Source organism: Nocardiopsis eucommiae (assembly GCF_965344335.1).
GTDB classification, from domain to species: domain Bacteria; phylum Actinomycetota; class Actinomycetes; order Streptosporangiales; family Streptosporangiaceae; genus Nocardiopsis; species Nocardiopsis eucommiae.
Genome location: NZ_CBDRIY010000031.1, coordinates 49,058 through 74,666 on the forward strand (window position 1 = coordinate 49,058; position 25,609 = coordinate 74,666).

Genomic DNA, 25,609 nt, shown 5'->3' on the forward strand with positions numbered 1-25,609 from the left:
CGAGGGGGGAGCCGGCCGCCCTGTGCCCGGGGCGCCCGGCGGTAGTGGATCAGGCGCGGCTGATGGCGCTGCACATGGCCTTCAGCGAGGCCGTGGTGATGCTGCTGTGGATACCGACGCCCCACACGACCCGGCCGTCGATCTCGGCCTCCACGTAGGCAGCGGCACGGGCGTTGCCGTCCTCACCCATGGAGTGCTCGACGTAGTCGATGACCCGGACCTTGACGTCCACGTCGGCCAGCGCGTCGCCGAACGCGGAGATGGGACCGTTGCCGGTGCCCCTCAGCTCGCGGATCTCACCGTTGACGCGGGCGTCGGCCTGGATCGAGTAGGTGCCGTCCTCGGCGGTGCTGGAGCGGTGCGCCAGGACCGCCACCGGACCGTTCTCGGCCAGGTAGGTCTGGGTGAAGATGTCCCAGATCCGGTCGGCGGGGAACTCGCCGCCCTCGGCGTCGGTGAACTGCTGGATGACCTGGGAGAACTCGATCTGCAGGCGGCGCGGCAGGTCCAGCGAGTGGTCGCGCTGCATGATGTAGGAGACGCCGCCCTTGCCGGACTGGCTGTTGACCCGGATGACCGCCTCGTAGTTGCGGCCCACGTCCTTGGGGTCGATGGGCAGGTACGGGACGTCCCACGGGTGGTCCTCGACCGCGTTCCCGGCCTCCTCGGCGCGGGCCTCCAGGTCGGTGAAGCCCTTCTTGATGGCGTCCTGGTGGGAGCCGGAGAAGGCGGTGTACACCAGGTCGCCGCCGTAGGGGTGGCGGGGCGCGACCGGCAGCTGGGTGCAGTGCTCGACCGTGCGGCGGATCTCGTCGATGTCGGAGAAGTCGATCTTCGGGTCGACGCCCTGGCTGAACAGGTTCATGCCCAGGGTGACCAGGCAGACGTTGCCGGTGCGCTCGCCGTGGCCGAACAGGCAGCCCTCGACGCGGTCGGCACCGGCCATGACGGCCAGTTCGGCGGAGGCCACACCGGTACCGCGGTCGTTGTGCGGGTGCACGGACAGGACCACGTGCTCGCGCCGCGACAGGTTGCGGCTCATCCACTCGATCTGGTCGGCGTAGACGTTGGGGGTGGAGCGCTCCACGGTGGCGGGCAGGTTCAGGATGATCTCGCGCCCGGGGCCGGGCCGCCACACGTCCATGACGGCCTCGCAGACCTCCAGGGCGAAGTCCAGCTCGGTGTCGACGAAGATCTCCGGGGAGTACTGGTAGCCGAAGTACTCGGTGTCGCCCAGGTACTGCTCGGCGAAGCGCACCACGTGGCGGGTGCCCTGGACCGCGATGTCCTTGCAGGCCTCGCGGTCGACCCGGAAGACCACGCGGCGGAACGTGGGAGCGGTCGCGTTGTACAGGTGCACGGTGGCGCGCTTGGCGCCGACCAGGCTCTGCACGGTGCGCTCGATCAGGTCCTCGCGGGCCTGGGTCAGGACGGAGATCTGCACGTCGTCGGGGATCAGGTCGTCCTCGATCAGCGACCGGACGAAGTCGAAGTCGGTCTGGCTGGCGGAGGGGAAGCCGACCTCGATCTCCTTGTAGCCCATCGTGACCAGCAGCCGGAAGATCTCGTGCTTGCGGGTGGCGTCCATGGGCTCGATCAGTGCCTGGTTGCCGTCACGCAGGTCGGTGGACAGCCAGCGCGGCGCCTCGGTGATGCTCTTGGCCGGCCACGTGCGGTCGGGCAGGTCCACCGACCGGAACGGCTGGTAGCGGTGGAACGGCATGGGGCTGGTCTGCTGCTGCGGCACCATAACGGTGGGCTCCTCGGGAAAAGTGTGGCGCGTGATGTCGTGGTCGACACGGCAAGCCGAAGTCCCGCGGCGAGGGGCCGACCTTCTAACGATCCCCGCCGCGGCCACTAAGAAGGAGGAGCTCGCGCAGCATAACGATCGTCACGCTAGCAGACGGGGCGTGAATTCTGGTACCCGACGTCCACATGGTGGGACTCACCCTGCCTGAACTGGGACGCCCTGCCCGGTTTCCGTGGCTATCAACCGATCCTCGAAATCAGGTACCTCGACTTCAAGATACAGCCGCGAGCAGTTACCCTGGTGGCGAACCCTTCAGTGCTAGGGGGGTCATACGGAGTCCGTCGGCGGGACCCAGGGTGCGGCCAACACCCGAGGCCCCCACAGGCAGGTAAGCCCAGCCACCGCAGGGCCGGTACCGCCGACGGACCTCCTCACACCGCGGGCGTCACCGCTCGGGCACGCCGAGGTCGAACTCGGCCCACATGAGATACGCCCACTCCTCCTCGGTGCCGATCCGTCTGCTTCCCCACCGGCTGGCGAAGTGCGCGATGAGCGTCAGCCCGGTCCCCTCGGCCTGCTCCACGCCTCCCCAGAGCGGCGGGACCGGTGCCACCTCGGCGGACTCCCTCTCCCCCACGGAGAGGCGTAAGACACGCCGGGACGCCCCTCCGCCGCGCAGGGACAGGCTGCGGAACACGACGATCCCCCTGCCGGCCCAGGAGGCCCGGGTCAGGGCTCCGGTGAACATCTCGCTGAGGCAGAGCCGCACGGCGTCCTCCGTCTCCCCACCCGCACCGGGGAGGCGGGAGAGGTCCCGAGCCAGATCGCCACGGGCCACGCCGATATGGCGGGGGTCGCCCGGATACCAACGGGACTTCCAGCGCTGCTCGGTGCGGGGTTCGGTCGGGTGGGTGCTGGTTCGGTTCATGGCCGCTCTCCTCAGGATGATGGGGAAACACTCAGGACCGACGCCTCGTCGTCGATCCACACGCTCTGCCGGTCGGGCGTCACCGTCAGCCCGAACCGGCCCGGGTCCGGGCGACCGGCCTCCCGCCAGAGACCGTGGGCCCGTTCGAGCTCGTCGGCCAGGAACCGGGGACCCTTCTGGCGGACCTCGGACCTCCCGAACCTGGGTTCGCCCGGCGTACGCAGGAGGGCCCAGGAACCCGTGGCCGGGTCCACGAGGCACAGGGACACCGTGTGACCCGCTCCGTGGCGCACGGCCCGCCCCACCCCGGGGAGGAGGAGCCCCGCCGCGAACACCGCCGAGGGGTCGAGGAGGTCGCCGCGACCCAGATCGGAACCGCGAACGGCCCGGTCCGCCTCGGGCCGCAGACTCCGTGACAGACGGTTCCAGAGCGCGAGCCCGCCCTGATGGCCCTCGCCCGCCCTCAGCGGCGAGAACCGGCCCCTCGCCACGCCGTCCGGGCCCACACGCAGGTCGGCCAGGGCCAGTTGCAGGGACGCGTCCCCCCACGGGACGAGGACCCGTCCGCCGGGCTGGCACCGGCGTATCCAGGCGTAGGGGATCCGATCGACCGGCGCGAAGCCCAGCACGCGGTCGCAGGGCGCCCGCTCCGGCCACCCCGCGTCGGTGTCGACGCTGACCACACGCGGTTCGAGCCCGGCGGAGGCCAGGCGGACACGGACGTGCTCGGATCGCGCGAAGCCCGACTCCACCGTGGTGACCGCGTCGTCGCCGAGCCGCATCGTGAGGAGCCCGGCGCAGTAGCCGCTGCCGGAGCCGACCTCCAGGACCTGCATTCCCGGTGTGGCCCGGGAGGCACCCAGGACCTCGGCCGCCAGCGAGGGGGAGCACACCGCGACACGGACCCGCCGCGTCCGGTCCTCTCCCTGCGGCTCCAGGATCTGGGAGTCGGCGTAGGCCCCGCGAAGCCACCCGTCCTCGTCCTCGTACCGGTCGAGCCGCACTCCCTCGGAGTCCTCGAACCGATCGGGCACGAAGAGGTGACGCGGCAGGGCCTCGAAGGAGGACCGCCACTCCATCGGTAACAGGCCCCGTGTCAGGAGCCGCCCGACGAGGTCCTTCCGGTGGGAGGTCACGGACGCCCCCCGTTCACCAGCTCCGACGGGTCGAGGGCCGTTTCTCGCGAGGGTCTGTTTCGCTGGTGCGTTCGACTCCGTGTCTCGGTTTTCAAGGTGGACGGACTCCATCCGCCGCGGTCCGGACCCAATCAGGGTCTTGAGTCCATTACACGGCCGTTCGTTCTGGGTAAGGATGAACAGGAACATGGGAACCCGATCACCCTTCCTCGCGGAATCCCGAACGGATATACACCGGTGGTATGAATGCCAAAACACCTGGCCCACGCGGCACTGAGGCCACCACTTCCATTCTGGAGCCGCATGGACGTCCGCCGCTCCCTCACGGAACGGGACGCGGGGAGGCTCTTCGGCCTCCTTCGGCAGCACACCGGCGCGAGCCAACAGGTGATCGGATCAGCCGTTGACATGGCACAGCCCCACGTGAGCGCGATCATGTCGGGGCGCAGGTCCGTCACCGCGCTCAACACGTGGCTGCGTGTCGCGGACGGCCTGGAGATGCCCACCCAGGCCAGACGTGCCCTCGGACTCGCCGATGGCCCGGAAAGGCATGATCATGTGGGTCCCGGGACAGAACTGTCTCCACAGCATGGCGAATTCTCTCCCTCCACCACAACGGCGGGGGACATCGCCGAGATCACGTTGAGGGACCTGATGAAACGCAGAGACGCTTTCGCCGTCGGCGGAGGATTGATCGCTGGCGCCGCCCTGACGGAGCTGGTCGAACGCTGGTTGGCGCCGCGCGCCGCGGGACCGGTGAACGGTCGGAATTCGATCGGGGAACTGGAACTCGAAAGGATCGAGGCCGCCACGGTCTGCCTGAGGCACTGGCGCGAGAGGTGGCGGATGGGGACGCGGAGGAAGGCGGTGATCGGCCAGCTCTCCGAGGTCTCCGAACTCGTGGAGAACCCGCAGGGCGCCCAGGTGCAGTCGAGGCTCTTCGCCGTGATGGCGGAGCTCGCCAAGATCGTGGCGTCGATGTCCTTCGACTCCGGGGACCACGCCACCGCGCAGCGCTACTACGGAATCTCGCTCCGGGCCCTGCAACAGGCCGGGCCCGAACACCGGGCCTACGGCATCGGCGTCCTGGCCGACATGGCCCGCCAGATGCTCGACCTGCACCGTCCCGAGGACGCGCTCGACCTCATCCGGCTGGCCCTCGACAAGTCCGAGTCCCTCGGACTGGCACCCGTCGCCCGCTCCCTGTTACGCACGCGGGAGGCGTGGTCCTACGCGCACATGGGCCGGGCCGCGGCCTTCCGCCGCTCCGTCCACCAGGCCGAGGACCTGTTCTCGCAGGGAGGGGACGACCTGCCCCTGTGGGCCAGGAGCTTCAACGGCGCGGAACTCTCGGGGGTGATCGGCGCCCGCTACCGGGACCTGGGTCGGCTCCAGGACGAGCCCGCGGAGAGGCGCCGGTACGCGGAGGTGTCGACCGAGTACCTCCTGCGGGCCCTGGAATCACGGGGTGACGACCAGGAGAAGGGACGCGCGTTCGACCAGGTCGGGTTGGGCCGGACCTACCTGGTGCTCGGTGAGCCCGCCGCCTCCGCCGCGTCGGTGCGCAGTGTGCTGGGATCCCGTTCGGCCATCGGGTCGGGACGCGTACGGCGACGGATCGAGGACTGGCACACCGAAGCGGCCGTCCTGCACCGGGACCCGGACGTGGCGCAGCTGCGCGAGGAGCTCTCCTTTACCCTGCTTCCACTGCCCCGAACGTGAAAGGGATGCTGTGACACGGATAGGTATCACCGGACATTCGAACCTGACAGGGAACAGTGCGCAGGTCGTGAGGGGGGCACTGGCCGACGCCCTCGCCCCGTACAGCGACGGGGAGCTGGTGGGGATCTCGTGCCTGGCTCGTGGCGCGGACCAGCTGTTCGCGTCGGCGGTTCTGGAGGCGGGCGGGCGCGTGGAGGTGGTCCTTCCCTCGGCTGACTACCGCGAGAACAAGGTCAAGCCGCACGAACGGGACTCGTTCGACGAGCTGCTCATCCGCGCCGACTCGGTCCGCTACATGCCGCACCGCAGTGCGGGCCGTGCGGCGTACGAAGCCGCGAACCGGACCCTGATGTCCCAGGCGGACCGACTCTTCGCGGTGTGGGACGGTCAACCGGCCGACGGCCACGGCGGGACCGGGGACGCCGTGGAGACCGCCCGTCAGCGAGGGCTGCCGGTCGAGGTGATCTGGCCGGACGGCGTGCGGCGCGGCTGAGGACCCCGTGGCTCACCCCATCCCTCCCCCGGACCGAGGAGTCTCCGACACGCACACCGGGGACTCCGTCGAGCATGGCCAGGCCGTGGACCGGCGTGGCCGCGCCGTGGGGGTTTCCACGGCCTTGCTCACAACCTAGCCCCCGGGACCCGCCCGTGTCCGCGTTTTCCCGAAACTCGGCCGAGGGCGGGGTCCCAGGCACAGGAGCGACACACACCCGACGCGTGCCACCGGCACGGCGGGCCGCTCGCCGCGCCCACCGGTGCCCCGCTCCGTGGCACGGACCGACCGTCACTCCCGCCGGAACACACCCCTCCCCTCACGCCACTCCTGATCACCGAGACCACACGCGCCACACCGCACGCCACCCGAATCCCGGCGCGCCCCGTGGCGCCGTCCGCCGCGGACCACCTAGCCTTCACTTCTCCCCCACTGTCACCATCCACGGAACCCGGTTCCGTCGTGGCCACATCCGGACACGGAGAGCGAGTGAGTCGTGACAGGAAAAGCGGGCTTCACGTGGCAAGGCCGTCAAACCAGACGATTCCGAACCCCTGCGGCACGGGGCCTTCCACATTGACAGTTCCGGGCGCCCCGATCTCCAATATCGCCACATATCCGAAGCCTCACCCCCGCTCTACGGAGGCATCGTGTCCCTCACCCCCGTTCGAAGAACACTGGTCCCGGTCGCCGCGAGCGCCCTCCTGCTCGGGCTGCTGACACCGGGCGGCGCGACCGCCGAACCCTCCTACGACCTGTACGAGATCTCCGGTGTGACCACCGCCGAGGAACGGTCGCGGATAGCCGCGTCCGGCGTGGCCATCGACCACGTCGGGGAGGAGTCCGTCCTGGTCACCGGTTCGGTGCACGACATGGCGGAGCTCGGCGAGCTCGGCTACGCCGCCGAGCCGTACGCCCTCCCCGAGACCTTCGCCAACCCCGATCCGGGCTACACGACCTACCCGGAACTGCTGGAGATCATCGACGACCTCGTCGCGGCCCATCCCGACATCGCCGCACAGGAGGTGTACGGGCAGTCCCACGAGGGCCGCGACCTCGTCGCGGTGAAGATCAGCGACAACGTGTCCGTGGACGAGGACCAGCCCGAGGTGCTGTTCACCCACTCCCAGCACGCCCGCGAGCACCTGACCGTGGAGATGGCGATCCACCTGATGCGCCTGCTCACCGACGGGTACGGCGAGGACGAGCGTGTGACCGGTCTGGTGGACAGCCGGGAGATCTGGATCCTGCCGAACGTCAACCCGGACGGCAGCGAGTACGACATGGCGGGTGACACCTGGCGGGACTGGCGCAAGAACCGCTCCCCCAACGAGGGGACCTCCGCGATCGGCACCGACCTCAACCGCAACTGGGCCCACAACTGGGGCTGCTGCAACGGCTCCTCGGGCGACCCGAGCAGCATCACCTACCGGGGGGACTCCGCCGAGTCGGCCCCCGAGGTCCAAGCCGTCGCGGACTTCGTGCGCGGTCGCGTGGTGAACGGCGAGCAGCAGATCACCAGCGCCATCGACTTCCACACCTACAGCGAGCTCATCCTGTGGCCGTACGGGTACACGTACGACGAGGTCACCGACGGCATGAACCGCGAGGAGTACGACACCCACCGCGCCCTGGGCGAGTACATGGCCGAGGCCAACGGCTACACGCCCCAGCAGTCCAGCGATCTCTACGTCACGGACGGGTCCATCAACGACTGGCTCTGGGCCGACCAGGGCATCGTGAACTACACGTACGAGATGTATCCGAAATCGCCCCAGGACGGCGGCTTCTACCCGCCCTCCTCGGTGATCGAACGCGAGACCGCCCGCAACGAGGAGGCCGTGCTGCGCCTGCTCGACTACGCGGACTGCCCCTATCGCATCATCGGCGAGGAGGAGGCCTACTGCTCCTGACCTCGTGGTCGGGGCCCGGGCGACAGAACGCCCCCTCGCGCGTGCCGAGATAAGGTCCGCACGCGCGAGGGGGTTCGCTCTTGTCCGGACCCCGGGAACGCCCGGGGTCCGGTGGCGGAACCGGGGGGTGGCGCTGAGCCAGCGAAGAACGTCACCACCCCCCGGGGCTGGTGCGGGCCCCCACCTGCCGGTCGCGGAGGGGGCCCGTGCCACGGGGTCGGGGTGCAGGTCCGACCCCGTGGCGGTCTGTGGGGCCCGGTCGCCGGAGCGGCCGGGCCTGGGAGCTACTCGCCGGGCAGCGGCTCGAACTCCCTGACGGCGTTGATGGCCGGACCGTGCGGGGTGTTGGCCTCGCGCTCGATCATGATCTCGACCAGCACCGGGCGGGAGGTGGACTGTGCCTCCTTGCGGGCCCACTCCAGGGACTCCCGGATCTCCCCCGGCTCCCAGACGCGACGGCCGGAGCAGCCGTAGGCCTCCATCAGCTTCACGCTGTCGGTGCCGTACTCGTCGTAGTGGATGTCCACCTGGTAGTTCATGTCGAACGGGATCGACGCCTGGCGGATCAGGCCCAGGTACTCGTTGTTGAGCATGATGATCACGTACGGCACGTTGTACTGGGCCGCGACCGCGAGTTCCTCGACCATGTACTGGAAGCCGTAGTCGCCGACGATGCCGACCACCTCGGCGTCCGGCTCGGTGTGCTTGAGGGCCTTCTTGACGCCGATGGCCGCCGGGATCTCCCAGCCGAGCGGGCCCGCCTGACCGCAGATCTGGTAGTGGCGCGGCTTGTACGCCTTCTGGTGCTGGCCGCCCCAGATCTGGTAGAGGCCGATGGCGGTGACGAAGTAGGTGTCCTCGTCGAAGACCTCGTTGATCTCCTTGTAGACGCGGGGCGCCTTCACGGGGACGGTGTCGAAGTCCTCGCGGCGGGTCAGGGTGGTCTTGAGCTCGTTGACCCGCTCGATCCACGCGCCGACGTTCGCCTTGGCGTCGCGGCGCCTGGCGGCGGCCAGCAGCTCCCGGAGGAACAGCCCGGCGTCGGAGACCACGCCGAGGTCGGGTTCGAAGACCCGGCCGATCTGGGTGGCCTCGATGTCCACGTGGATGAACGTGCGCTCGCCCCGGTAGACGTCGATCTGGCCGGTGTGGCGGTCCGCGAAGCGCGCCCCCACGGCCAGGACCAGGTCCGACTCCAGGAAGGAGGCGTTGCCGTAGCGCTGGGAGGTCTGCACGCCGGTCATGCCGGAGTACAGGGGCGAGTCCTCGTCGAAGGAGCCCTTGCCCATGAGGGTGACCTGGACCGGGACCTGGAGGTGCTCGGCCAGCGCGCGCAGGTCCTCGGAGGCCTCGGCCAGGATCACCCCGCCACCGGCGAGGATGAGCGGGCGCTCGGCCGCGAGCAGCAGGTCCAGGGCGCGCTCGACCCGGGGCAGGTGCGGCTCGACCGTGTTGATCTTGAGCGCGGCGTCCAGCTCGGGGTCGTACTCGATGAGCTGCTGGGCGACGTCCACCGGGATGTCGACGAGTACGGGGCCCGGACGGCCCTCCTGCGCGATCCGGAAGGCCTCACGGAAGATCCACGGGGCGGTGGCCGCCTCCTTGATCTGGACGGCCCACTTGGTGACGGGCTTGGCGATCTCGACGATGTCGACCGCCTGGAAGCCCTCCTTGTCCAGCAGGTCGGTGCGCTGCTGGCCGGTGATGCACACGATCGGGACGGAGTCCGCGATGGCGGTGTACAGGCCGGTGATCATGTTGGTTCCGGCGGGGCCGGAGGTGCCGATGGCCACGCCGACCCTGCCGGTCGTGCGCGACCAGCCGTCGGCCATGTGGGTGGCGCCCTCCTCGTGGCGGACGGTCAGGTGCTCGATGCCGCCCACCTCCTCCATCGCTTTGTAGAGGGGGAGGATCGCCGCGCCGGGGCAGCCGAAGGCGGTGTCGACGCCCTCGTCCTTGAGGACCTCCACGACGGCGTTCATCGCGGGCATTTTCGCCATGGGAGCGAACCCTTCAGTGCTGGGGTGGTGGGAAGTGCCGGGGCGCCCCGGGGTGGGGGCGCCCCGACCATCCGGGGTGAGTGCCAGGGGTGGGCGGTGCGACCGCCTGCCTTCCGGGTGGGCCAACACCCGGAGGCGGCGCACCGCCCCGGTCATACGGAGCTGTGTGGCCGGAGGTGACGCTGGTGGTTCCGAGACCGCCGGGGCGGCCGGGGGTCCTACTCGCCGTCGCGGCCGGAGAGCTGCTCGACGATCTTGAGCAGGGCCGAGTGGTCGAGACCGCCGTGGCCCTGGTTCTTGAGCGCGGCCACGTACTGCGCCACCTGGGACCCCAGCGGGATCGCCACACCGGCGGCGCTCGCGGAGTCGGTGATGATGCGCATGTCCTTGTCGTGCAGGGCGATCCGGAAGCCGGGGGCGAAGTCGCGCTCGCGCATGCCCCGGCCCTTGCGCTGGAGCACGGTGCTGCCCGCGAGCCCGCCGCCCAGGACCTCCAGGCCGGACTCGGTGTCCACGCCGTGGGCCTCCAGGAAGACCAGGGCCTCGGCGAGGAGCTGGATGTTGCCCGCGACGATGAGCTGGTTGGCGGCCTTGACGGTCTGTCCGGAGCCGCTGGGGCCGACCAGGACCGGGGTGGTGCCCAGGACGTCGAAGACGGGGCGCGCCGCCTCGAAGTCCTCGGCCGCGCCGCCGACCATGATGGACAGCTTGGCCTCGATCGCACCGGCCTCGCCGCCGCTGACCGGGGCGTCCAGGACGCGCAGGCCGCGTTCGGCACCGGCCGCCGCCAGCTCGCGGGCGACGTCGGGGCGGATGGTGCTCATGTCGATGACGAGGGTGCCGGGTTTGGCGTGGTCGTAGACGCCGCCCTCACCGCGCAGGACCTGGTCGACGTCCGGGGAGTCCGGGACCATCGTGATGACCACGTCGGCGTCGGAGACGGCCTCGGCGACGCTCCCGCCGCGCAGGCCGCCCTCAGAGACCAGGGCGTCCACCCGGGCGCTGCTGCGGTTGACACCGGTGACGGTGTGGCCCGCGCGGACGAGGTTGACGGCCATGGGCAGGCCCATGATGCCCAGGCCGATGAAGGCGATCTTCTTGGCGGCCATGACGGCCCCTTTCAGGCTGTGGTGTGGCTGGTCGTGCTGTGGCTGGTGCGGTGAGGGTAACCGCTGGGACCGGTGGGTCAGTCGCGCCAGCCGAAGCTCTCGGCGCTGGGCACGGTCGGCTTGTACTCCAGGCCGACCAGGCCCCGGTAGCCGCCCGCCTGGGCGGCGGTGAGGAGTTCGTCGAGGGGCAGGGCGCCGGTGCCGGGCTCGCCGCGTCCGGGGGCGTCGGCGATCTGGATGTGCCCGAACTCGGCGGCGTGGTCGCGGACGACGGCGGCCACGTCCTCGCCGTTGACGGCCAGGTGGAAGAAGTCGGCGAGGAGGGCGACGTTCTCGGCCCCGGCCTCCCTGACCTTCGCGACGAAGGCGAGGCCCTCGGCGGCGGTCTTGAGCGGGTAGTCCTCGGAGCCGCTGATGGGCTCGACGAGGACGGTGCCGCCGACCTTGGCCACGGCGTCGGCGGCGGCCACCGCGTTGCGCACGGCGAGGCGGTCCTGCTCGGCGGGGTCCACGCCGTCCTGGCGCAGGCCGTAGAGGGCGTTGAAGCCGGTGGTGCCGGTGCGCTCCGCGATCTGCGCGACCACCTCGGCGTTGGCGAGGAACTCGTCGGCGCGGGAGGGGTGGGAGAGGACGCCGCGGTCGGGGCCGGGGAGCTGGCCGGCGAAGAAGTTGAGGCCGCTCAGACGCACGTCCGCGTCGTCGAGGGCGGCGACGAAGGCGTCGATCTCCGCCTGCGCCGGGGTGGCGCTCTCGAAGGGCCACCAGAACTCGACGGCGTGGAAGCCCGCGTCGCGTGCGGCCCGGGGGCGCTCGTTGACGGGGAGCTCGGTGAACAGCAGGGAGCAGTTCACCGTGTACCCGAGCGTGTGGCTCATGCGTTGCCTCCGAGATCCACTTCCGTATTGCGGAAAGTAGTTTTCACTTTAAGGAATGATCTGAGTGTGGGCCGGACCACCGCCACTTGTCAACCACCCCGCCGGGCCAACCTCCCCGCCGCCCCCGCGCGCACCCCCGCCGCCATCCCCGCCGAACACCGAGGTCACGACCCCATCCATCCCGGGAGCCTCATGAGGGAGCAGGAACTTCCTCTTTTCTTCGCCCCAGGCCACAGTTTCAACTGTTTTTCCGATTTCTCCCCTTGCGAGTGTTGACAAGGTCACACTGCCATCAACTAGAGTCCCTGCAATCCGTAATACGGAATCAGGTATCTGCACTACGAAAGCCCAGGCCGGTACGACGATCCAGCACCGCACACCGCGTGACGGACGAGTGCCGGCCGAGCCACGGGAGAACACATGCCCGAGACCACCCCGACCTCGTCGGGGGCGACCCCCGAGCCGGGTCTGGCGCGTCTGAACGCCCTGCCTCCGCAGGACCTGCGCACCGAACTCGCCCAGTGCCTGAACGTGGACCGCTGGGTCGAGGCAGTGGCGTCCGAGGCGCCCTACGCGGACCGTCGGAGCCTGCTCTCGGTGGCCGACACCCACGCGCGGGGCATCACCACCGAGGAGGTGGCCACCGCGCTGGCCCGACACCCCCGCATCGGGGAGAAGGCCCAGGGACAGGACACCGAGTCGGCCTGGTCACGCGGGGAACAGGCGGCGTTCGCGGCCGACACCGACGACGCCTCCACCAGGGTCCAGCGGATCTTCACGTTCGCCCAGGGCGAGTACGAGGGGAGATTCGGGCAGATCTACCTCGTCTGCGCCAGCGGCCGCAGCGGACGCGAACTCCTCGCGGACCTGGTCGCCCGGCTCGACAACGACCCCGAGACCGAGCTGACCGTGGTCGGTGAGGAGCTCCGTCAGATCTCCGCACTCCGCCTGGTCAAACTCCTGGAGGCAGCATGAGCCACGTGACCACCCACATCCTGGACGCCGCGCTGGGAGCTCCCGCCCGCGACGTCCCGGTACGCCTGGAGGCCGCCTCCGACCCCGGCCGCACCTCCTGGACCACCGTCGCGGAGGGCCGCACCAACAGTGACGGCCGCGTGCCCGACCTGGGGCCCGACCAACTCTCCGCCGGGTACTACCGGGTCGTCTTCGACACCGGGGCCTACTTCGCCGCGACCGGCCAGAAGGGCTTCTACCCCGAGGTCAGCATCGTGTTCGACCTCGCGGAGGAGGACCAGCACTACCACGTGCCCCTGCTCCTGAGCCCGTTCGCCTACTCGACCTACCGGGGCTCGTAGACCGGGCCCCGCGCCCGCGAGAACCCGGTTCCCCTCCCACGAACGAAGGAGCCCCGCCTGGCGGCACCCACCACGTAGCACCCTCAACCTCTTCGAGTGCGTGACAGGTCCTTCCGCATGACCACAGCGGTCCTCCCTCATACGCACGGCGCACCGACGCGACGACGACGCGCGGCGCAAGCGATGAAACCGAATCCACACGGATGGAGTTCACCCTGATGGGCATCAGGCTCGGAGACAACCAGTACGGCAAGGCGGAGGTCCGCCTCGTCCACGTCCAGCGCGACACGGACGTCCACCAGATCAAGGACGTCAACGTCACCTCCCAGCTCCGCGGGGACCTGGAGGAAGTCCACACCGTGGGCGACAACTCCAAGTGTCTTCCGACGGACACGCAGAAGAACACCGTCTATGCCAAGGCCCGCGAGTGGGGCGGTGTCGGCGCGATCGAGGACTTCGCCCTCCGTCTGGCCCGCCACTTCGTGGACGAGCACGAGTACGTGTACGGCGCCCGCCAGGAGATCGAGGAGTACTCCTGGGACCGGATCGCCACCTCGAAGGGCCCGCACGACCACGCGTTCTCCCGCAGAGGCGCCGAGACCCGCACCACCGTCGTCAACAAGGACGGCGACAAGGAGTGGGTGGTCTCCGGTTTCGAGGGCCTGACCGTCCTCAAGTCGACCGGCTCGGAGTTCCACGGGTACCCCCGGACCCGGTACACGACCCTGGCCGAGACCGACGACCGCATCCTGGCCACCGACGTGACGGCCCGCTGGCGCTACGTCGGCACCGACCACGACTTCGACAAGGCCTACGCGTCGGTCCGGGCCCTCTGCCTGGAGCTCTTCGCCGAGACCCACAGCCTCGCCCTCCAGCAGACGCTGTACGCGATGGGCACGGCCGTCCTGGAGGCCCACCCCGAGATCGCGGAGATCCGCTTCTCCATGCCGAACAACCACCACTTCCTGGTGGACCTCTCCGCGTTCGGCCTGGACAACCCCAACGAGGTCTTCTTCGCCGCCGACCGGCCCTACGGCAAGATCGAGGCCACGGTCGAGCGCGACGACGCCCCCGCACCCGGTGACGCCTGGAAGGCCGTCCCGGGCTTCATCTAACCCCCTCCCGGTGACGACCCCGGGGCGTGCCGCGCGCTCCCCCGGGTCGGACCCGGTGCTCTTCGGAGCTCTCTGAACGCCGGGGCCCGCGCGTGCGGCCGGGCCCCGGACCCTCCCCATCCGAGGTCACCCTCGCCTGCCCGACCAACGGGCCACACCGGCCTTCGGCATGCCCGGAAACAGGGCGTGCGGGGCCGGCGCGACACCACCGGGCACCCGCCCCGGAGAACCCGGTCACCCCCCTCTCCCGGTGACCGCCGATCGCAAAGGCTGGAAACTGGCCATGTCGAACAGTCCGTCCGCGAAGGACTCGGCCACAACAACCGCCACTACCCCCTCCCGCCCCGAGGACGAGAAGCTGCCCGTGCGGCTCATGCTCGTCTACGGGCTCCAGCACATCCTCACCATGTACGCCGGTGCGGTGGCACCGGCCCTCGTCATCGGCGCCGCCGCTGGGCTCGCGAACGACCCCGCCGCCATGGGAATCCTCGTCAGCGGCGCGCTCCTGGTGGCGGGTATCGCCACCCTCATGCAGACCGTCGGACACAAGCGGATCGGCGCGCAGATGCCGATCGTGGTGGCCTGTTCCTTCGTGCCCGTCAGCGCGATCACCGCGCTCGCGGCCGGCCAGGACGGGGAGAACCTCCCCATCGCCTTCGGCGCGTCCATGGCCGCCGGTGTGTTCGCGCTGTTCCTGACCCCCTTCTTCGGGCAGCTCATCCGCTTCTTCCCCCCGATCGTCACCGGCACGATCATCACGGTGATCGGCGTCAGCCTGATGCCGGTGGCCGCGCGCTGGATCATGGACGGCTCGGTGCGCGTCATGGAGGACGGCGCCGAGGTCCCGGCCGCCCCCGTGGCCAACCTCGCCCTGGCCGGGCTGACCCTGACCGTCATCCTCGTCGGTTCCCGCCTGTTCCCGGGGATCTGGGGACGCCTGTCCATCCTGCTCGGCCTGGTCGTGGGCACGCTCGTGGCGGTCCCGCTCGGCATGGCCGACTTCAGCCGGGTGGGCGAGGCCGACCTCGTCTTCAACCCCACCTCGGTGTTCTACTTCGGTGCTCCGCAGTTCGAGGTCGCCGCGATCATCACCATGTGCATCATCATGCTCGTGGTCCTGACCGAAGGCGCCTCGCACATCATCGCGGTCGGTGAGATCACCGGGTCCAAGGTGGACGCCAAGCGCATCTCGGCCGGTCTGCGCGCCGACGTGAGCGGCTCGATCATCGGTCCGATCTTCAGCGCCACCCCCACCAGCTCGTTCGCGCAGAACATCGGACTGCTCGCCCTCACCGGTATCCGCAGCCGCTACGTGGTGGCCACCGGCGCGGGCATCCTGCTGGTCCTGGGCATGTTCCCGGTGCTCGGCGGGGTCATGGCCGCCATCCCCACCCCGGTCCTGGGCGGCGCGGGCCTGGTGCTGTTCGGCAGCGTCGCGGCCAGCGGCATCAAGACCCTCGCCAAGGTGGACTTCACCAACAACCTCAACCTCATCCTGGTCGCGGCCTCCGTCGGCGTGGCCATCATCCCGCTCGCCTACCCGACCTTCTACGCCTTCCTGCCGGAGTCCGTCGAGCTGATCGCCCACTCGGGCATCATCGGCGCGGCCATCGTGTCGATCCTGCTGAACATCTGCTTCAACGTGATCGGTCGCGGCCCCTCCGCCGACCCCGCCGACATCGACCGGGCCGACATCGGCAGCGCGGGGCCCGGTGAGGCCAAGTACACGGACCAGGCGGGCGCCACCTACCGCAGCACCGACGCCGACCGCACCTGACCCGGGTCCCCCTCTCCCCGGGGCGGAGCGCCGTGACCACGCGCCCGCCCCGCTTCTGTTAAGTGACGGTGAATGGTATGCCTGTGAGGGTGACCGACTGGGACCTGCGCAAGCTGCGCGTACTCCGCACCCTCGAAGAGCTCGGCACCGTCCGGGCGACCGCCGAGGCCCTGTCCATGACCCCCTCGGCCGTCTCCCAGCAGCTCTCGTCCCTCTCCCAGCAGGTCGGGGTGGCGCTGCTGGAGGCGCACGGACGCCGAGTCCGCCTCACCGACGCCGCGCACGTGCTGCTGCGGCACACCGACGTGGTGCTCGCCCAGCTGGAGAGGGCCGAGGCCGAACTGGACGGGTTCGTCCGGGGTGAGGCCGGACGGGTACGCGTGGGCACCTTCGCCACCGCGATCCCCGGGCTGGTGGTCCCCGCCCTCAACGCGCTGCGCGCCGACCACCCCGGGCTGCGCACCCGGGTGCACCAGGCCGAGGCCGCGGAGGTGTACGACCTCCTCTCCGCCGGGGAGATCGACATCGGCCTCTCCCTGGCAGCGCAGGCCCCCACCAGTAACGACGGCCGCTACGACCGCACCGAACTGCTCACCGACCCCCTCGACGTGGCCCTGCCCGCCCAGCACCGTCTGGCCACCACGACGGCGCTGCGGATGCGGGACCTCGCCGAGGAACCCTGGATCTACGGCGCCTCCGGACCGTGGCGGGACATCACCCTCGCCGCCTGCGCCCAGGCGGGGTTCGTGCCCGAGCAGGCACACGTGGCCTCGGACTGGCGGGCCATCCTCGACATGGTCGCCGCCGGGATGGGGATCGCGCTGATCCCCCGCCTGGCCGCCGCCCGCGACGCGCCCGGGGTCACCCTGCGGGTGCCGCACGCCGACCAGCCCCGCCGCCACGTGGTCACCGCCGTGCGGTCCGGCTCCGGTGAACGGCCGCAGATCGCCCTCGCCCTCAGGGCTCTGGCCGACGCCGCCGCACGGCTGACAACCGTTCAGGCAAGGCGAACATAATGATCAAAAACTTTCGCTGGAATTAACCGGTCCCTCCTGCGAGTCTGAAGGAAGACCCCGACCGACAGGAGCAACGTGAGCCAGGACCCGTCCTTCGACCCCCGCGCCTACAACGCCCAGCCGTACCCCGGTGGCGACCCCTACGCCGACTTCAGGAAGACCGAACTGGACTTCGCCGGGCTGGTGGACCTCGCCGACCGACGTCTGGGCGCCGGTGTCGTCGCCGCCAACGACGAGTTCTTCGCCCACCGCGAGAACATGCTGCGGACGGAGCCCGCGCTGTTCGACCCGCACCACTTCGGGCACAAGGGCAAGGTCATGGACGGGTGGGAGACCCGCCGTCGCCGTGGTGTGAGCGCCGAGCAGCCGCACCCCACCGCCGACGACCACGACTGGGCGCTGGTCCGCCTCGCGCTGCCCGGCGTCATCCGCGGCGTCGTCGTGGACACGGCGCACTTCCGGGGCAACCACCCCACGGAGATCAGCGTCGAGGTGACGCACGTCGACGGGACCCCCACCACCGAGGAGCTCCTGGCCGCCGACTGGACCGAGCTCGTCGCCCGCACGCCGGTCTACGGCCACGCCGAGAACGGCTACGAGATCGACGTCGAGCGCCGCTGGACACACCTGCGCCTCAAACAGTTCCCCGACGGCGGCGTCGCCCGCCTGCGCGTGTACGGCGAGCCCGTCGCGGACCCGGCCTGGCTGTCCGCCCTCGGCGGCTTCGACCTGGCCGCGCTGGTCAACGGCGGCACGGTCGAGGACGCCTCGGACCGCTTCTACTCCTCGCCGGAGAACATCATCCTGCCGGGTCGCTCGCACAAGATGGACGACGGCTGGGAGAACCGCCGCCGCCGCGACACCGGCAACGACTGGGTGCGCTTCCGCCTCACCGCCCAGGCCTCCGTCCGCGCCATCGAGCTGGACACCGCCTACCTCAAGGGCAACTCGGCCGGATGGGTGACCATCCTGGGCCGCGACACGCACTCGGACACCCCGGACGCGTGGTTCGAGATCGTCGGCCGCACGCGGCTCCAGCCCGACAGCGCCCACCGCTTCGTCCTGGACTCGCCGGTCACCGCCACCCACGTGCGCACCGACGTGTTCCCCGACGGCGGCATGGCCCGCCTGAACGTGTACGGCTCCCTCACCGAGACCGGCACCGCCGACCTCCGCGACCGCTGGGAAGCCACCCGGGGCTGACCGCGCAGAGACCAGGGCGGGCACGCGTCAGCGTGCCCGCCCTTCCACGTGCCCGAGGCTCAGCCCCCGCCAGCAGGGGACCAGAGCGACGCGGGCGCGCGGATCCCCCAGCGCCAAAGGGTTCGTCCGGACCCCCCGCACCGCCAGCACAGCGGGGACCTGGTCCACCCCGTGGTGGAGGGGAACGGCGCCATGCGGGTCACTGCGGCGCGTGGCCGGGGCGCACGTACGCGAACGGGCGCCCCGGGGGTGGCGGGGCGCCCGTGACGGGGACCGGATCAGTCCCGGGTGATCATCCGACCGGACACACTGTCCGAGGTGACCTCGGTGCCGCGCAGGATCGTGCGGCGGACACGACCGTGAAGGTCGGCTCCGTCATAGGCGCTCACCGGGTTGCGGTGGGCCAGCGAGCTCGCCTCCACGTGGAAGGGCTCGTCAGGAGCGAAGACCGCCAGGTCCGCGTCCATGCCTTGGGCGATCGACCCCTTGCCGGACACCCCGGCCACGCGGGCGGGCCGGGCGGACATCCACCGGACGACCTCCGCGAGCGGAACGCCACGGCCGCGGGCCTCGGTCCACATGGCGGACAACCCCACCTGGAGCCCGGCGACCCCGCCCCAGGCGGTCCCGAAGTCACCGGTGTCCAGGTCCTTCAGGTCCGGGGTGCTCGGGGAGTGGTCGCTGACCACGCAGTCGATCAGCCCGTCCTGGAGCGCGCGCCAGAGGAGGTCGCGGTTGGCGCCGTCACGGATCGGCGGGCAGCACTTGTAGCTGGTCCCGCCAGCCGGGATCTCCTCGGCGGCCAGCGTGAGGTAGTGCGGACAGCTCTCCACGGTGAGGGAGACGCCCTCCTCCTTGGCCTGCGCGATCAGCGGCAGGGCCGAGGCGCTGGACAGGTGCAGGATGTGCGCGCGCACCCCGGTGCGTCGGGCCGTGTCGATCACCAGGGCGATCGCGGCGTTCTCGGCCTCGTCGGGGCGGGAGGCCAGGAAGTCCGCGTATTCGCGCCCGGACGCGGCCGGTGCCGAGTCCAGCACCCGGGGGTCCTCCGCGTGCACGATCAACCTGCCGCCGAACGCCTTGATGGCCGTGGCGGCGGTGTTCAGCTGCTCCGGGGAGAGGTGTCCGAACTCGTCCACTCCCGAGGGCGACAGGAACGCCTTGAACCCGAACACTCCCTCGGACCAGAGGTCGGACAGGGTGCCGGTGGTGTCGGCCCCGGAGTTCTCCGGGACGGCCCCGCCCCAGAAGCCCACGTCCACCGCGAGCTTGCCCTCGGCCACCGCGCGCTTGGCCTTGAGGCCGTCGAGCGTGGTGGTGGGCGGCACGCTGTTGAGCGGCATGTCCACCAGGGTGGTGACCCCGCCCAGGGCGGCGGCGCGGGTGGCGCTGGCGAAGCCCTCCCACTCGGTGCGGCCGGGCTCGTTGACGTGCACATGGCTGTCCACGAGGCCGGGCAGGAGGATCTCGTCCTCGGCCAGGCGGATCTCTCGGGCGGCGTCGACGGGGGTGTCGTCACCGGAGAGGACCTCGGTGATCCTTCCGTCGTCGACGACCACGCTGACGGCGCGCTCACCCTCGGGGGTGAGGGCGCGGTGGGCGCGTACGACGAGTGCGTGCTCGGTCAACTCACTGCTCCTGTCCGACACGGCGGGTGGCCAGGGCGACGATGGTACCGGCGTCGGCACCGGCGGCGGTGACCACCTCGGACTCCTCCAGGGCACCGCAGCGCAGGCCGCTGGCCAGCACGGAGGCCAGCGCCTGGGCGGTGGCGGGTTCGTCCATGACGTTGCCCCCGGTCTGGCCGAGGTAGGCCTTGAGGCGGGCCGCGGCGGGCGCGAAGGCCTCACGGTAGAAGGCGTAGGTGGCCAGGTACCGGATGGGCAGCTGGTTCGGGTGCAGGTCCCAGCCCTGGTAGAAGCCGCGCTCCAGGGAGCGGCGGACCAGTCCGGCGTGCAGGCTCCACGCGGAGCGCACGTCCTCGGGGGTGCCCGTGGGCAGGATGTTGCTGCCGCCGTCGGAGAGCCACACCCCGGTTCCGGCGGCGGCCACCTGCATGACCGACTTCGCGTAGTCGGCGGCCGGGTGGGCCAGGCTCTGGTGGGCGGCGGTGATCCCGCAGGCCGCGCTGTAGTCGTAGGTGCCGTAGTGCAGGGCGGTCACGCGGCCCTGGCCCGCCTGGATCATGCGGGAGACCGCGACGGTGCCGTCGGTGAGCAGGATGGACTGGGGGGTCTCGATCTGGAGCTCGAACCGCAGGCGTCCGGCGGGCAGGCCGAAGCGCTCCTCCAACCGCTCGCTGACCCACACCATGGCCTCGACCTGCTCGACCGAGGTGATCTTGGGCAGCGTGAGGACGAGGTTGTCCGGGAGGGAGCCGTGCCCCTCCAGCAGGGTCTGGAGGAAGAGCGTGAGCGTGCGCACGCCCCGGTGGCGTCCGGCCGCCTCCATGCCCTTCATCCGGATACCGAAGTAGGGGGTGGCCGTCCCCTGGCCGAGGTCCGAGACGAACGCGTTCGCGGTGGCGAGCACGTGGGCGTCCTCGGCCTCGTCGCCGGGCGCCCCGTAGCCGTCCTCGAAGTCGGCGCGCAGGTCCTCGATGGGCTCGCGGGCGAGCTTGGCGCGCACCAGCGGGATCGCGTCGGCCACGGCGGCCTCGCTCAGGCCCGTGATCTCGGCCAGGTCGGCCGCCTTGGGCGCGTACTCGTCGAGGGAGTTGATCGCCTCCTCGCCCCAGGCGGCGGCGAGGCCGGGCCGGATACGGTCGGCGGGAACGTAGACGCTGTGAACGGGCTGGCGGCCGCCGCTGGTCCCGGGGTACTCACGGTCCAGTCGGGCGTCGGCCTCGGCCAGCCGGGTGTCGAGTTCGGTGACCAGGTCGGTCAGGCCAGCAAGGCTGTCACTCGCCACGTGTCGTGTCCTCCTCCGTCGTCGGTGCCGACTCTCGGGGGTCGATGAGAGTCCGGTCACTAATTTCTACATGCGGATAATAACTTCTGCCATCCGGAAGAACAAGGGTTCTGGTGCCCTCGCGCCCCGGGGCGCGAAGCTTCCATGCGCAACAGAGAGCGAAACCCACCTTTCGTATTGCAGAATGATGGGCGTGACCGCAGCGGCCCTCAGCATGGGAGCACGACCCTTGTCAGCCTCACAGATCCCCCGAACGGACCAGCCACGCCCTCCAGAGGAGACGGCCCGGCGCTCAGGTGGTGTGCAGTCCCTCGACCGCGCCTTCGCCCTGTTGGAGATCATGGCGGAGGCGGGCGGTGAGGCCTCCCTGAGCCAGCTCGCCGACTCCTCCGGGCTGCCCCTGCCGACCATCCACCGCATCATCCGCACCCTGGTCGGCAACGGCTACGTGCGCCAGCTCCCCTCCCGCCGCTACGCCCTGGGCCCCCGTCTGATCGGACTCGGCGACAAGGCCGCCCGTATGCTCGGCACCTGGGCCCGACCCCACCTCGCCCAGCTCGTCGAGGACCTCGGAGAGACCGCCAACCTGGCGATGCTCGACGGTGACAAGGTCATCTACGTCGCGCAGGTCCCCTCACCGCACGCCATGCGCATGTTCACCGAGGTCGGCCGCCGCGTCCTGCCGCACTCCGCCGGAGTCGGCAAGGCCCTGCTGTCACAGCTCAGCGACGAGGAGGCCCTGGCCGCCGTGCGCCGCACCGGGATGCCCGCCGCCACCGAGCGCACCATCACCGACCACGAGGCCTTCCTCGCCGAGCTCCGGCGCATCCGCGAGACCGGGTACGCCATCGACGACGGCGAACAGGAGGTGGGCGTGCGCTGCGTCGCCGTGCCGGTCAAGGACGCCCCCTCGGGCATGGCCGTCTCGGTTTCCGGCCCGGAGGCCCGCGTGAGCTGGGACTTCGTGGACCACGCCGCCCCCATCGTGCAGCGGTGCGCCCGGGTCCTGGCCACCGACCTCAACAACCAGAGCTGACCGGGCCGCCCGGACACGACAAGGGGGTGTGACCACATGTGGTCACGCCCCCTCGTCCGCTCCGACCCTACGTCTGCTGGTCGAAGCCCAGCTTGCGCAGCTGCTTGGGATCGCGCTGCCAGTCCTTGGCCACCCGCACCCGCAGGTCCAGGAAGACCCGCTGCCCGAGCAGCCCCTCGATCTGCTTGCGCGCCCGCGAACCCACGTCCCGCAGACGCGAACCCTTGGAGCCGATCACGATCGCCTTCTGGCTGGGCCGCTCCACGTACAGCGACGCGTAGATGTCCACCAGCTCCTTGCCGGGCCTGGTGTTCTCCCGCTCGTACATCTCGTCGACGACCACCGCGATCGAGTGCGGGAGCTCGTCCCGGACCCCCTCCAGAGCGGCCTCCCGGACCAGCTCCGCCACCAGCATCTCGTCCGGCTCGTCAGTGAGGTCGCCGTCCGGGTACAGCGGCGGCCCCTTCGGCAGGTGCGAGCACAGCACGTCCGTGACCGTGTCCAGCTGGAACTCGCCGCGCGCGGACACCGGAACGATGTCGGCCCAGTCCCCCAGCTCGTTCACGGCCATCAGGTGCTCACCGACCGCCGCCCGGTCCACCAGGTCGGTCTTGGTCACGAGCGCCACCACCGGGGTGTTGGTCTGCTCCGCGAGCTCCTTGGCGATGTAGGTGTCACCGCGCCCGATCGGCTCGTTGGCGGGCAGACAGAACGCGATCACGTCCACCTCGACCAACGTGGACCGCACCAGCGAGTCCAGCCGCTCCCCCAACAGGGTGCGGGGCTTGTGCAGACCGGGCGTGTCCACGATGATCAGCTGCGCGTCCGGACGGTGCACGATCCCGCGCACCGTCCGCCGCGTGGTCTGCGGCCGGTTGCTGGTGATCGCCACCTTCTGCCCGACCAGCGCGTTCATCAAAGTGGACTTGCCCACGTTGGGGCGGCCCACGAAGCAGGCGAAACCGCTCCGGAAGCCCTCCGGGTAGGAGAGCGGCTCCAGCGGCACGCGGAGCTTCTCAAGGTCGAGGTCGTTCATCTGTCCTTCTCAACGCCGGGTGACGCTCGCGGGCACCCCGTCGGGGGCCGCGATCACCACCAGGTGGGTCTTCAGGTCGTCCGCCACCGCGCGGTCGGCCTCGGTCAGCTCCTTGGCCTCGGTGACGACCACGGCGGCCTCCAACGCGGCGGCCTCACTGGAGGCGGCCGCGGCCACGGCGGCCTGGAGCGCGCTCAAGCGCAACGAGGGCAGCGAGACCGTGGTGGCCACGTACGTGCGCCCCGTCTCGTCGCGCACCGCGGCGCCCTCGGCCGCGGCGTTCCGCGCCCGGGAGGCCCGCGCGAGGGTGATCAGCTTGGTGTCCTCGGGGCCGAGTCCCGTCGTGTCCGTCACTGGTCCGTGCTCCTTACGTCGTGGTCGTGGCCCTGGTCCCGCTCGTCGGGCAGACGCTCCACCAGCACCGTGGTCATCCGGTTCCGGCGGCTGCTCTTGCCCTCCAGGGTGAGCCTGAGTCCAGCGTATTCTGCCTGGGCGCCACCGGCCGGGACGCGACCCAGCACGAACGCCACCAGGCCGCCCACGGTCTCCACGTCGGAGACCTCCAGGTCCCGCTCGGGGAACAGTTCGGCCAGCTCCCCCAGCGGCAGCCGCGCGGTCACCCGCGCACGGTCGTCGTCCAGCCAGTCCACCGGGGCGATCTCGTGGTCGTACTCGTCGGTGATCTCCCCGACGATCTCCTCCACGATGTCCTCCAGCGTGACCAGCCCGGCGGTGCCGCCGTACTCGTCGATCGCCACCGCCACGTGGTTGCGGCGCTTCTGCATCTCCCGCAGGAGCTCGTCGATGGGCTTGGTGTCGGGCACGAAGGTGGCGTCACGCATCACGTCGGCGGCGGTCAGGGGCACGTCGTCCGCGCCCCCGGCGGCCGCCGCCCAGCGGTCACGCAACCGCTCCACGAGGTCCTTGAGGTAGACGATGCCCACCACGTCGTCCTCGTCCTCACCCGTGACCGGGATACGCGAGTACCCGCTGGCCATGGCGAGCGAGAGGACCGCGTCGGCGTCGGCGTCCCGGCCGGTGAACACGATGTCGGGCCGGGGCACCATGACCTCGCGCACCGAGGTGTCGTCCAGCTTGAACACCGAGTGGATCATCTGGCGCTCCTCGGGGTCGATCACCTCCCCCTGCTCGGCGAGGTCCACGAGCTGTCGCAGCTCCACCTCGGTGCTGAAGGGACCGTCCCGGTCACCCTTGTCGCGCGGGGTGAGCGCGCGGCCCGCCCCCACCAGCAGGCGGGCCAGCGGACCCAGCACCACCTGGAGCGGGTACCCGACCGTGGCGCTGGTCCGGGCGATCGGCCCGGCGAACTGGCGGCCGAGGATGCGCGGGGTGACCGCGATCAGGACGCACTCCACCACGACCATCGACACGGCGGTGAGCGCCAGGGCGGGCCAGCCCGCGCCCAGCAGGAAGACCATGCCCACGGCGGCGGCGAGGACCGCGCAGACCTCGCACACCACCCGCAGGAAGAGCAGCGTGTTCAGGTGTGCGGTCGGGTTCACGCGCACCCGCTCCCACGCGGCGCGCGCCCGTGCGGAGCGCTCACCGTGGGAGTCCTCCATGCCCATGGAGATCACGCGGGTGACGGCGACCTCCGCGGCCACCAGGAACCCGGCCACCGCTGTCAGCAGGAGGGCGACCGCGAAGGCCGACGCCCACACCAGGGGGTCGCCCGTGGCCAACGACGCGCTCATCGGGCGCTCTCGTCCCCTTCGGTCGTCTCCTCGGCGGCGGCCTCGCGCTCGTTCCAGGCGGCGAGGATCTCACCCTGGAGGCCGAACATCTCCTTGTGCTCCTCGGGCTCGGCGTGGTCGTAGCCGAGCAGGTGCAGGATGCCGTGCGTGCACAGCAGGTCGATCTCCGCCTGGGTCCCGTGACCGGCCTTCTCGCCCTGGCGCTCGGCCACCTGCGGGCAGATGATCACGTCACCGAGCACACCCGGCTCGCTGGTGCGCCCGGGGCCGCCGGGGCGCAGCTCGTCCATGGGGAAGGAGAGCACGTCGGTGGGGCCGGGCTCGTCCATCCAGCGCACGTGGAGGTCGGTCATGGGTCCTTCGTCCACCAGCACGACCGACAGCTCGGCCAACGGGTGCACCCGCATGGCGTCGAGCACGTGCCGGGCCAGACGGGAGAGTCGCTCCTCGTCCACGGTGCTGACGCCGGACTCGTTGGCGACGTCGATACTCATCGGTTGGGACTGCCTCACTTGGATTCGGTGTGGGTCGGCGGTGTCGCTCCGCCCGGTACCCGGGG

The 25,609-nt window shown here is 70.7% G+C and carries 22 protein-coding genes; 10 read left to right on the forward strand and 12 right to left on the reverse strand.

Going from position 1 to position 25,609, the window contains the following annotated elements; translation table 11 throughout:
- Nucleotides 1–49: 49 nt before the first annotated feature.
- The 3 genes from leuA to ACRWK8_RS19315 form a co-directional block, all read right to left on the reverse strand.
- A complete protein-coding gene (leuA, locus tag ACRWK8_RS19305; RefSeq protein WP_378741103.1) occupies nt 50–1,750 on the reverse strand; it encodes a 2-isopropylmalate synthase in 1,701 nt (566 codons plus the stop codon).
- Nucleotides 1,751–2,195: 445 nt separating this feature from the next.
- A complete protein-coding gene (locus tag ACRWK8_RS19310) occupies nt 2,196–2,678 on the reverse strand; it encodes an ATP-binding protein (protein ID WP_431871984.1) in 483 nt (160 codons plus the stop codon).
- Between the two features lie 11 nt (nt 2,679–2,689).
- Nucleotides 2,690–3,814: a methyltransferase domain-containing protein gene (locus tag ACRWK8_RS19315; RefSeq protein ID WP_378741099.1), complete on the reverse strand. Its 1,125-nt coding sequence runs from the start codon at nt 3,812–3,814 to the stop codon at nt 2,690–2,692.
- Between the two features lie 303 nt (nt 3,815–4,117).
- Between ACRWK8_RS19315 and ACRWK8_RS19325 the strand changes: the two genes are divergently transcribed.
- The 3 genes from ACRWK8_RS19325 to ACRWK8_RS19335 all read left to right on the forward strand — a co-directional run bounded on the left by ACRWK8_RS19325 (nt 4,118) and on the right by ACRWK8_RS19335 (nt 7,942).
- Nucleotides 4,118–5,536, forward strand: coding sequence for a helix-turn-helix domain-containing protein (locus ACRWK8_RS19325; RefSeq protein ID WP_488186462.1), 1,419 nt, complete (start codon nt 4,118–4,120; stop codon nt 5,534–5,536).
- Between the two features lie 10 nt (nt 5,537–5,546).
- The gene (locus ACRWK8_RS19330; RefSeq protein ID WP_378741096.1) at nt 5,547–6,029 is read left to right on the forward strand and encodes a hypothetical protein; all 483 of its coding nucleotides are present in this window, start codon (nt 5,547–5,549) and stop codon (nt 6,027–6,029) included.
- A 650-nt stretch (nt 6,030–6,679) separates the two neighbouring features.
- Nucleotides 6,680–7,942 (forward strand): M14 family metallopeptidase, encoded by a 1,263-nt coding sequence (locus ACRWK8_RS19335; RefSeq protein ID WP_431871987.1) that lies wholly within the window; start codon nt 6,680–6,682, stop codon nt 7,940–7,942.
- A 284-nt stretch (nt 7,943–8,226) separates the two neighbouring features.
- Here ACRWK8_RS19335 and gcl read toward each other — a convergent pair whose 3' ends face one another.
- From gcl to ACRWK8_RS19350, 3 genes are all read right to left on the reverse strand, one after another.
- Nucleotides 8,227–9,942, reverse strand: a complete 1,716-nt coding sequence (gene gcl / locus ACRWK8_RS19340; RefSeq protein ID WP_378741092.1) for a glyoxylate carboligase — start codon at nt 9,940–9,942, stop codon at nt 8,227–8,229.
- 218 nt (nt 9,943–10,160) lie between these two features.
- Nucleotides 10,161–11,051, reverse strand: a complete 891-nt coding sequence (locus tag ACRWK8_RS19345) for a 2-hydroxy-3-oxopropionate reductase (RefSeq protein WP_431871989.1) — start codon at nt 11,049–11,051, stop codon at nt 10,161–10,163.
- Nucleotides 11,052–11,128: 77 nt separating this feature from the next.
- Nucleotides 11,129–11,926 carry a hydroxypyruvate isomerase family protein gene (locus tag ACRWK8_RS19350; RefSeq protein ID WP_378741088.1) on the reverse strand — a complete coding sequence of 266 codons (798 nt, stop codon included), beginning with the start codon at nt 11,924–11,926 and terminating at the stop codon, nt 11,129–11,131.
- A gap of 420 nt (nt 11,927–12,346) precedes the next feature.
- Here ACRWK8_RS19350 and uraD point away from each other — a divergent pair, with 420 nt between their 5' ends.
- From uraD to alc, 6 genes are all read left to right on the forward strand, one after another.
- On the forward strand, nt 12,347–12,901 hold the full coding sequence (gene uraD, locus ACRWK8_RS19355) for a 2-oxo-4-hydroxy-4-carboxy-5-ureidoimidazoline decarboxylase (RefSeq protein WP_378741086.1): 555 nt from the start codon (nt 12,347–12,349) through the stop codon (nt 12,899–12,901).
- Nucleotides 12,898–13,242, forward strand: coding sequence for a hydroxyisourate hydrolase (gene uraH, locus ACRWK8_RS19360; protein WP_378741084.1), 345 nt, complete (start codon nt 12,898–12,900; stop codon nt 13,240–13,242). The genes uraD and uraH overlap by 4 nt, the downstream gene beginning before the upstream one ends.
- Before the next feature lie 218 nt (nt 13,243–13,460).
- Complete coding sequence (pucL, locus tag ACRWK8_RS19365; protein ID WP_378741554.1) at nt 13,461–14,357, forward strand: factor-independent urate hydroxylase; 897 nt, start codon at nt 13,461–13,463, stop codon at nt 14,355–14,357.
- A 283-nt stretch (nt 14,358–14,640) separates the two neighbouring features.
- Nucleotides 14,641–16,134 carry a nucleobase:cation symporter-2 family protein gene (locus ACRWK8_RS19370; RefSeq protein WP_378741082.1) on the forward strand — a complete coding sequence of 498 codons (1,494 nt, stop codon included), beginning with the start codon at nt 14,641–14,643 and terminating at the stop codon, nt 16,132–16,134.
- Nucleotides 16,135–16,211: 77 nt separating this feature from the next.
- Entirely contained in the window at nt 16,212–17,150 is a 939-nt protein-coding gene (locus ACRWK8_RS19375; protein ID WP_378741080.1) for a LysR family transcriptional regulator, read from the forward strand.
- Nucleotides 17,151–17,225: 75 nt separating this feature from the next.
- Nucleotides 17,226–18,353 carry an allantoicase gene (gene alc / locus ACRWK8_RS19380; RefSeq protein WP_431871993.1) on the forward strand — a complete coding sequence of 376 codons (1,128 nt, stop codon included), beginning with the start codon at nt 17,226–17,228 and terminating at the stop codon, nt 18,351–18,353.
- A 278-nt stretch (nt 18,354–18,631) separates the two neighbouring features.
- Here alc and allB read toward each other — a convergent pair whose 3' ends face one another.
- Both allB and ACRWK8_RS19390 read right to left on the reverse strand, forming a co-directional pair.
- Nucleotides 18,632–19,981 carry an allantoinase AllB gene (gene allB, locus ACRWK8_RS19385; protein ID WP_378741076.1) on the reverse strand — a complete coding sequence of 450 codons (1,350 nt, stop codon included), beginning with the start codon at nt 19,979–19,981 and terminating at the stop codon, nt 18,632–18,634.
- A gap of 1 nt (nt 19,982) precedes the next feature.
- On the reverse strand, nt 19,983–21,263 hold the full coding sequence (locus tag ACRWK8_RS19390) for a DUF6986 family protein (RefSeq protein WP_378741074.1): 1,281 nt from the start codon (nt 21,261–21,263) through the stop codon (nt 19,983–19,985).
- Nucleotides 21,264–21,564: 301 nt separating this feature from the next.
- Here ACRWK8_RS19390 and ACRWK8_RS19395 point away from each other — a divergent pair, with 301 nt between their 5' ends.
- Nucleotides 21,565–22,299, forward strand: a complete 735-nt coding sequence (locus tag ACRWK8_RS19395) for an IclR family transcriptional regulator (protein WP_378741071.1) — start codon at nt 21,565–21,567, stop codon at nt 22,297–22,299.
- Between the two features lie 67 nt (nt 22,300–22,366).
- Here ACRWK8_RS19395 and era read toward each other — a convergent pair whose 3' ends face one another.
- The 4 genes from era to ybeY are packed head-to-tail and all read right to left on the reverse strand — an operon-like array spanning nt 22,367 to nt 25,544.
- On the reverse strand, nt 22,367–23,335 hold the full coding sequence (gene era, locus ACRWK8_RS19400; RefSeq protein ID WP_378741068.1) for a GTPase Era: 969 nt from the start codon (nt 23,333–23,335) through the stop codon (nt 22,367–22,369).
- Between the two features lie 9 nt (nt 23,336–23,344).
- Nucleotides 23,345–23,689 (reverse strand): cytidine deaminase, encoded by a 345-nt coding sequence (locus ACRWK8_RS19405; RefSeq protein ID WP_378741065.1) that lies wholly within the window; start codon nt 23,687–23,689, stop codon nt 23,345–23,347.
- A complete protein-coding gene (locus ACRWK8_RS19410) occupies nt 23,686–25,050 on the reverse strand; it encodes a hemolysin family protein (protein ID WP_378741062.1) in 1,365 nt (454 codons plus the stop codon). Before ACRWK8_RS19410 ends, ACRWK8_RS19405 begins: the two co-directional genes overlap by 4 nt.
- The gene (gene ybeY / locus ACRWK8_RS19415; protein ID WP_378741060.1) at nt 25,047–25,544 is read right to left on the reverse strand and encodes an rRNA maturation RNase YbeY; all 498 of its coding nucleotides are present in this window, start codon (nt 25,542–25,544) and stop codon (nt 25,047–25,049) included. Before ybeY ends, ACRWK8_RS19410 begins: the two co-directional genes overlap by 4 nt.
- Between the last annotated feature and the right edge of the window lie 65 nt (nt 25,545–25,609).

Bases quoted from the DNA above. Each gene is read 5' to 3' on its own strand.
- era (WP_378741068.1), bottom strand. From the start codon at position 23,335: ATGAACGACCTCGACCTTGAGAAGCTCCGCGTGCCGCTGGAGCCGCTC.
- ybeY (WP_378741060.1), bottom strand. From the start codon at position 25,544: ATGAGTATCGACGTCGCCAACGAGTCCGGCGTCAGCACCGTGGACGAG.
- ACRWK8_RS19325 (WP_488186462.1), top strand. From the start codon at position 4,118: ATGGACGTCCGCCGCTCCCTCACGGAACGGGACGCGGGGAGGCTCTTC.
- ACRWK8_RS19345 (WP_431871989.1), bottom strand. From the start codon at position 11,051: ATGGCCGCCAAGAAGATCGCCTTCATCGGCCTGGGCATCATGGGCCTG.
- uraH (WP_378741084.1), top strand. From the start codon at position 12,898: ATGAGCCACGTGACCACCCACATCCTGGACGCCGCGCTGGGAGCTCCC.
- ACRWK8_RS19410 (WP_378741062.1), bottom strand. From the start codon at position 25,050: ATGAGCGCGTCGTTGGCCACGGGCGACCCCCTGGTGTGGGCGTCGGCC.
- ACRWK8_RS19370 (WP_378741082.1), top strand. From the start codon at position 14,641: ATGTCGAACAGTCCGTCCGCGAAGGACTCGGCCACAACAACCGCCACT.
- ACRWK8_RS19350 (WP_378741088.1), bottom strand. From the start codon at position 11,926: ATGAGCCACACGCTCGGGTACACGGTGAACTGCTCCCTGCTGTTCACC.
- uraD (WP_378741086.1), top strand. From the start codon at position 12,347: ATGCCCGAGACCACCCCGACCTCGTCGGGGGCGACCCCCGAGCCGGGT.
- gcl (WP_378741092.1), bottom strand. From the start codon at position 9,942: ATGGCGAAAATGCCCGCGATGAACGCCGTCGTGGAGGTCCTCAAGGAC.
- pucL (WP_378741554.1), top strand. From the start codon at position 13,461: ATGGGCATCAGGCTCGGAGACAACCAGTACGGCAAGGCGGAGGTCCGC.
- leuA (WP_378741103.1), bottom strand. From the start codon at position 1,750: ATGGTGCCGCAGCAGCAGACCAGCCCCATGCCGTTCCACCGCTACCAG.
- ACRWK8_RS19375 (WP_378741080.1), top strand. From the start codon at position 16,212: ATGCCTGTGAGGGTGACCGACTGGGACCTGCGCAAGCTGCGCGTACTC.
- ACRWK8_RS19310 (WP_431871984.1), bottom strand. From the start codon at position 2,678: ATGAACCGAACCAGCACCCACCCGACCGAACCCCGCACCGAGCAGCGC.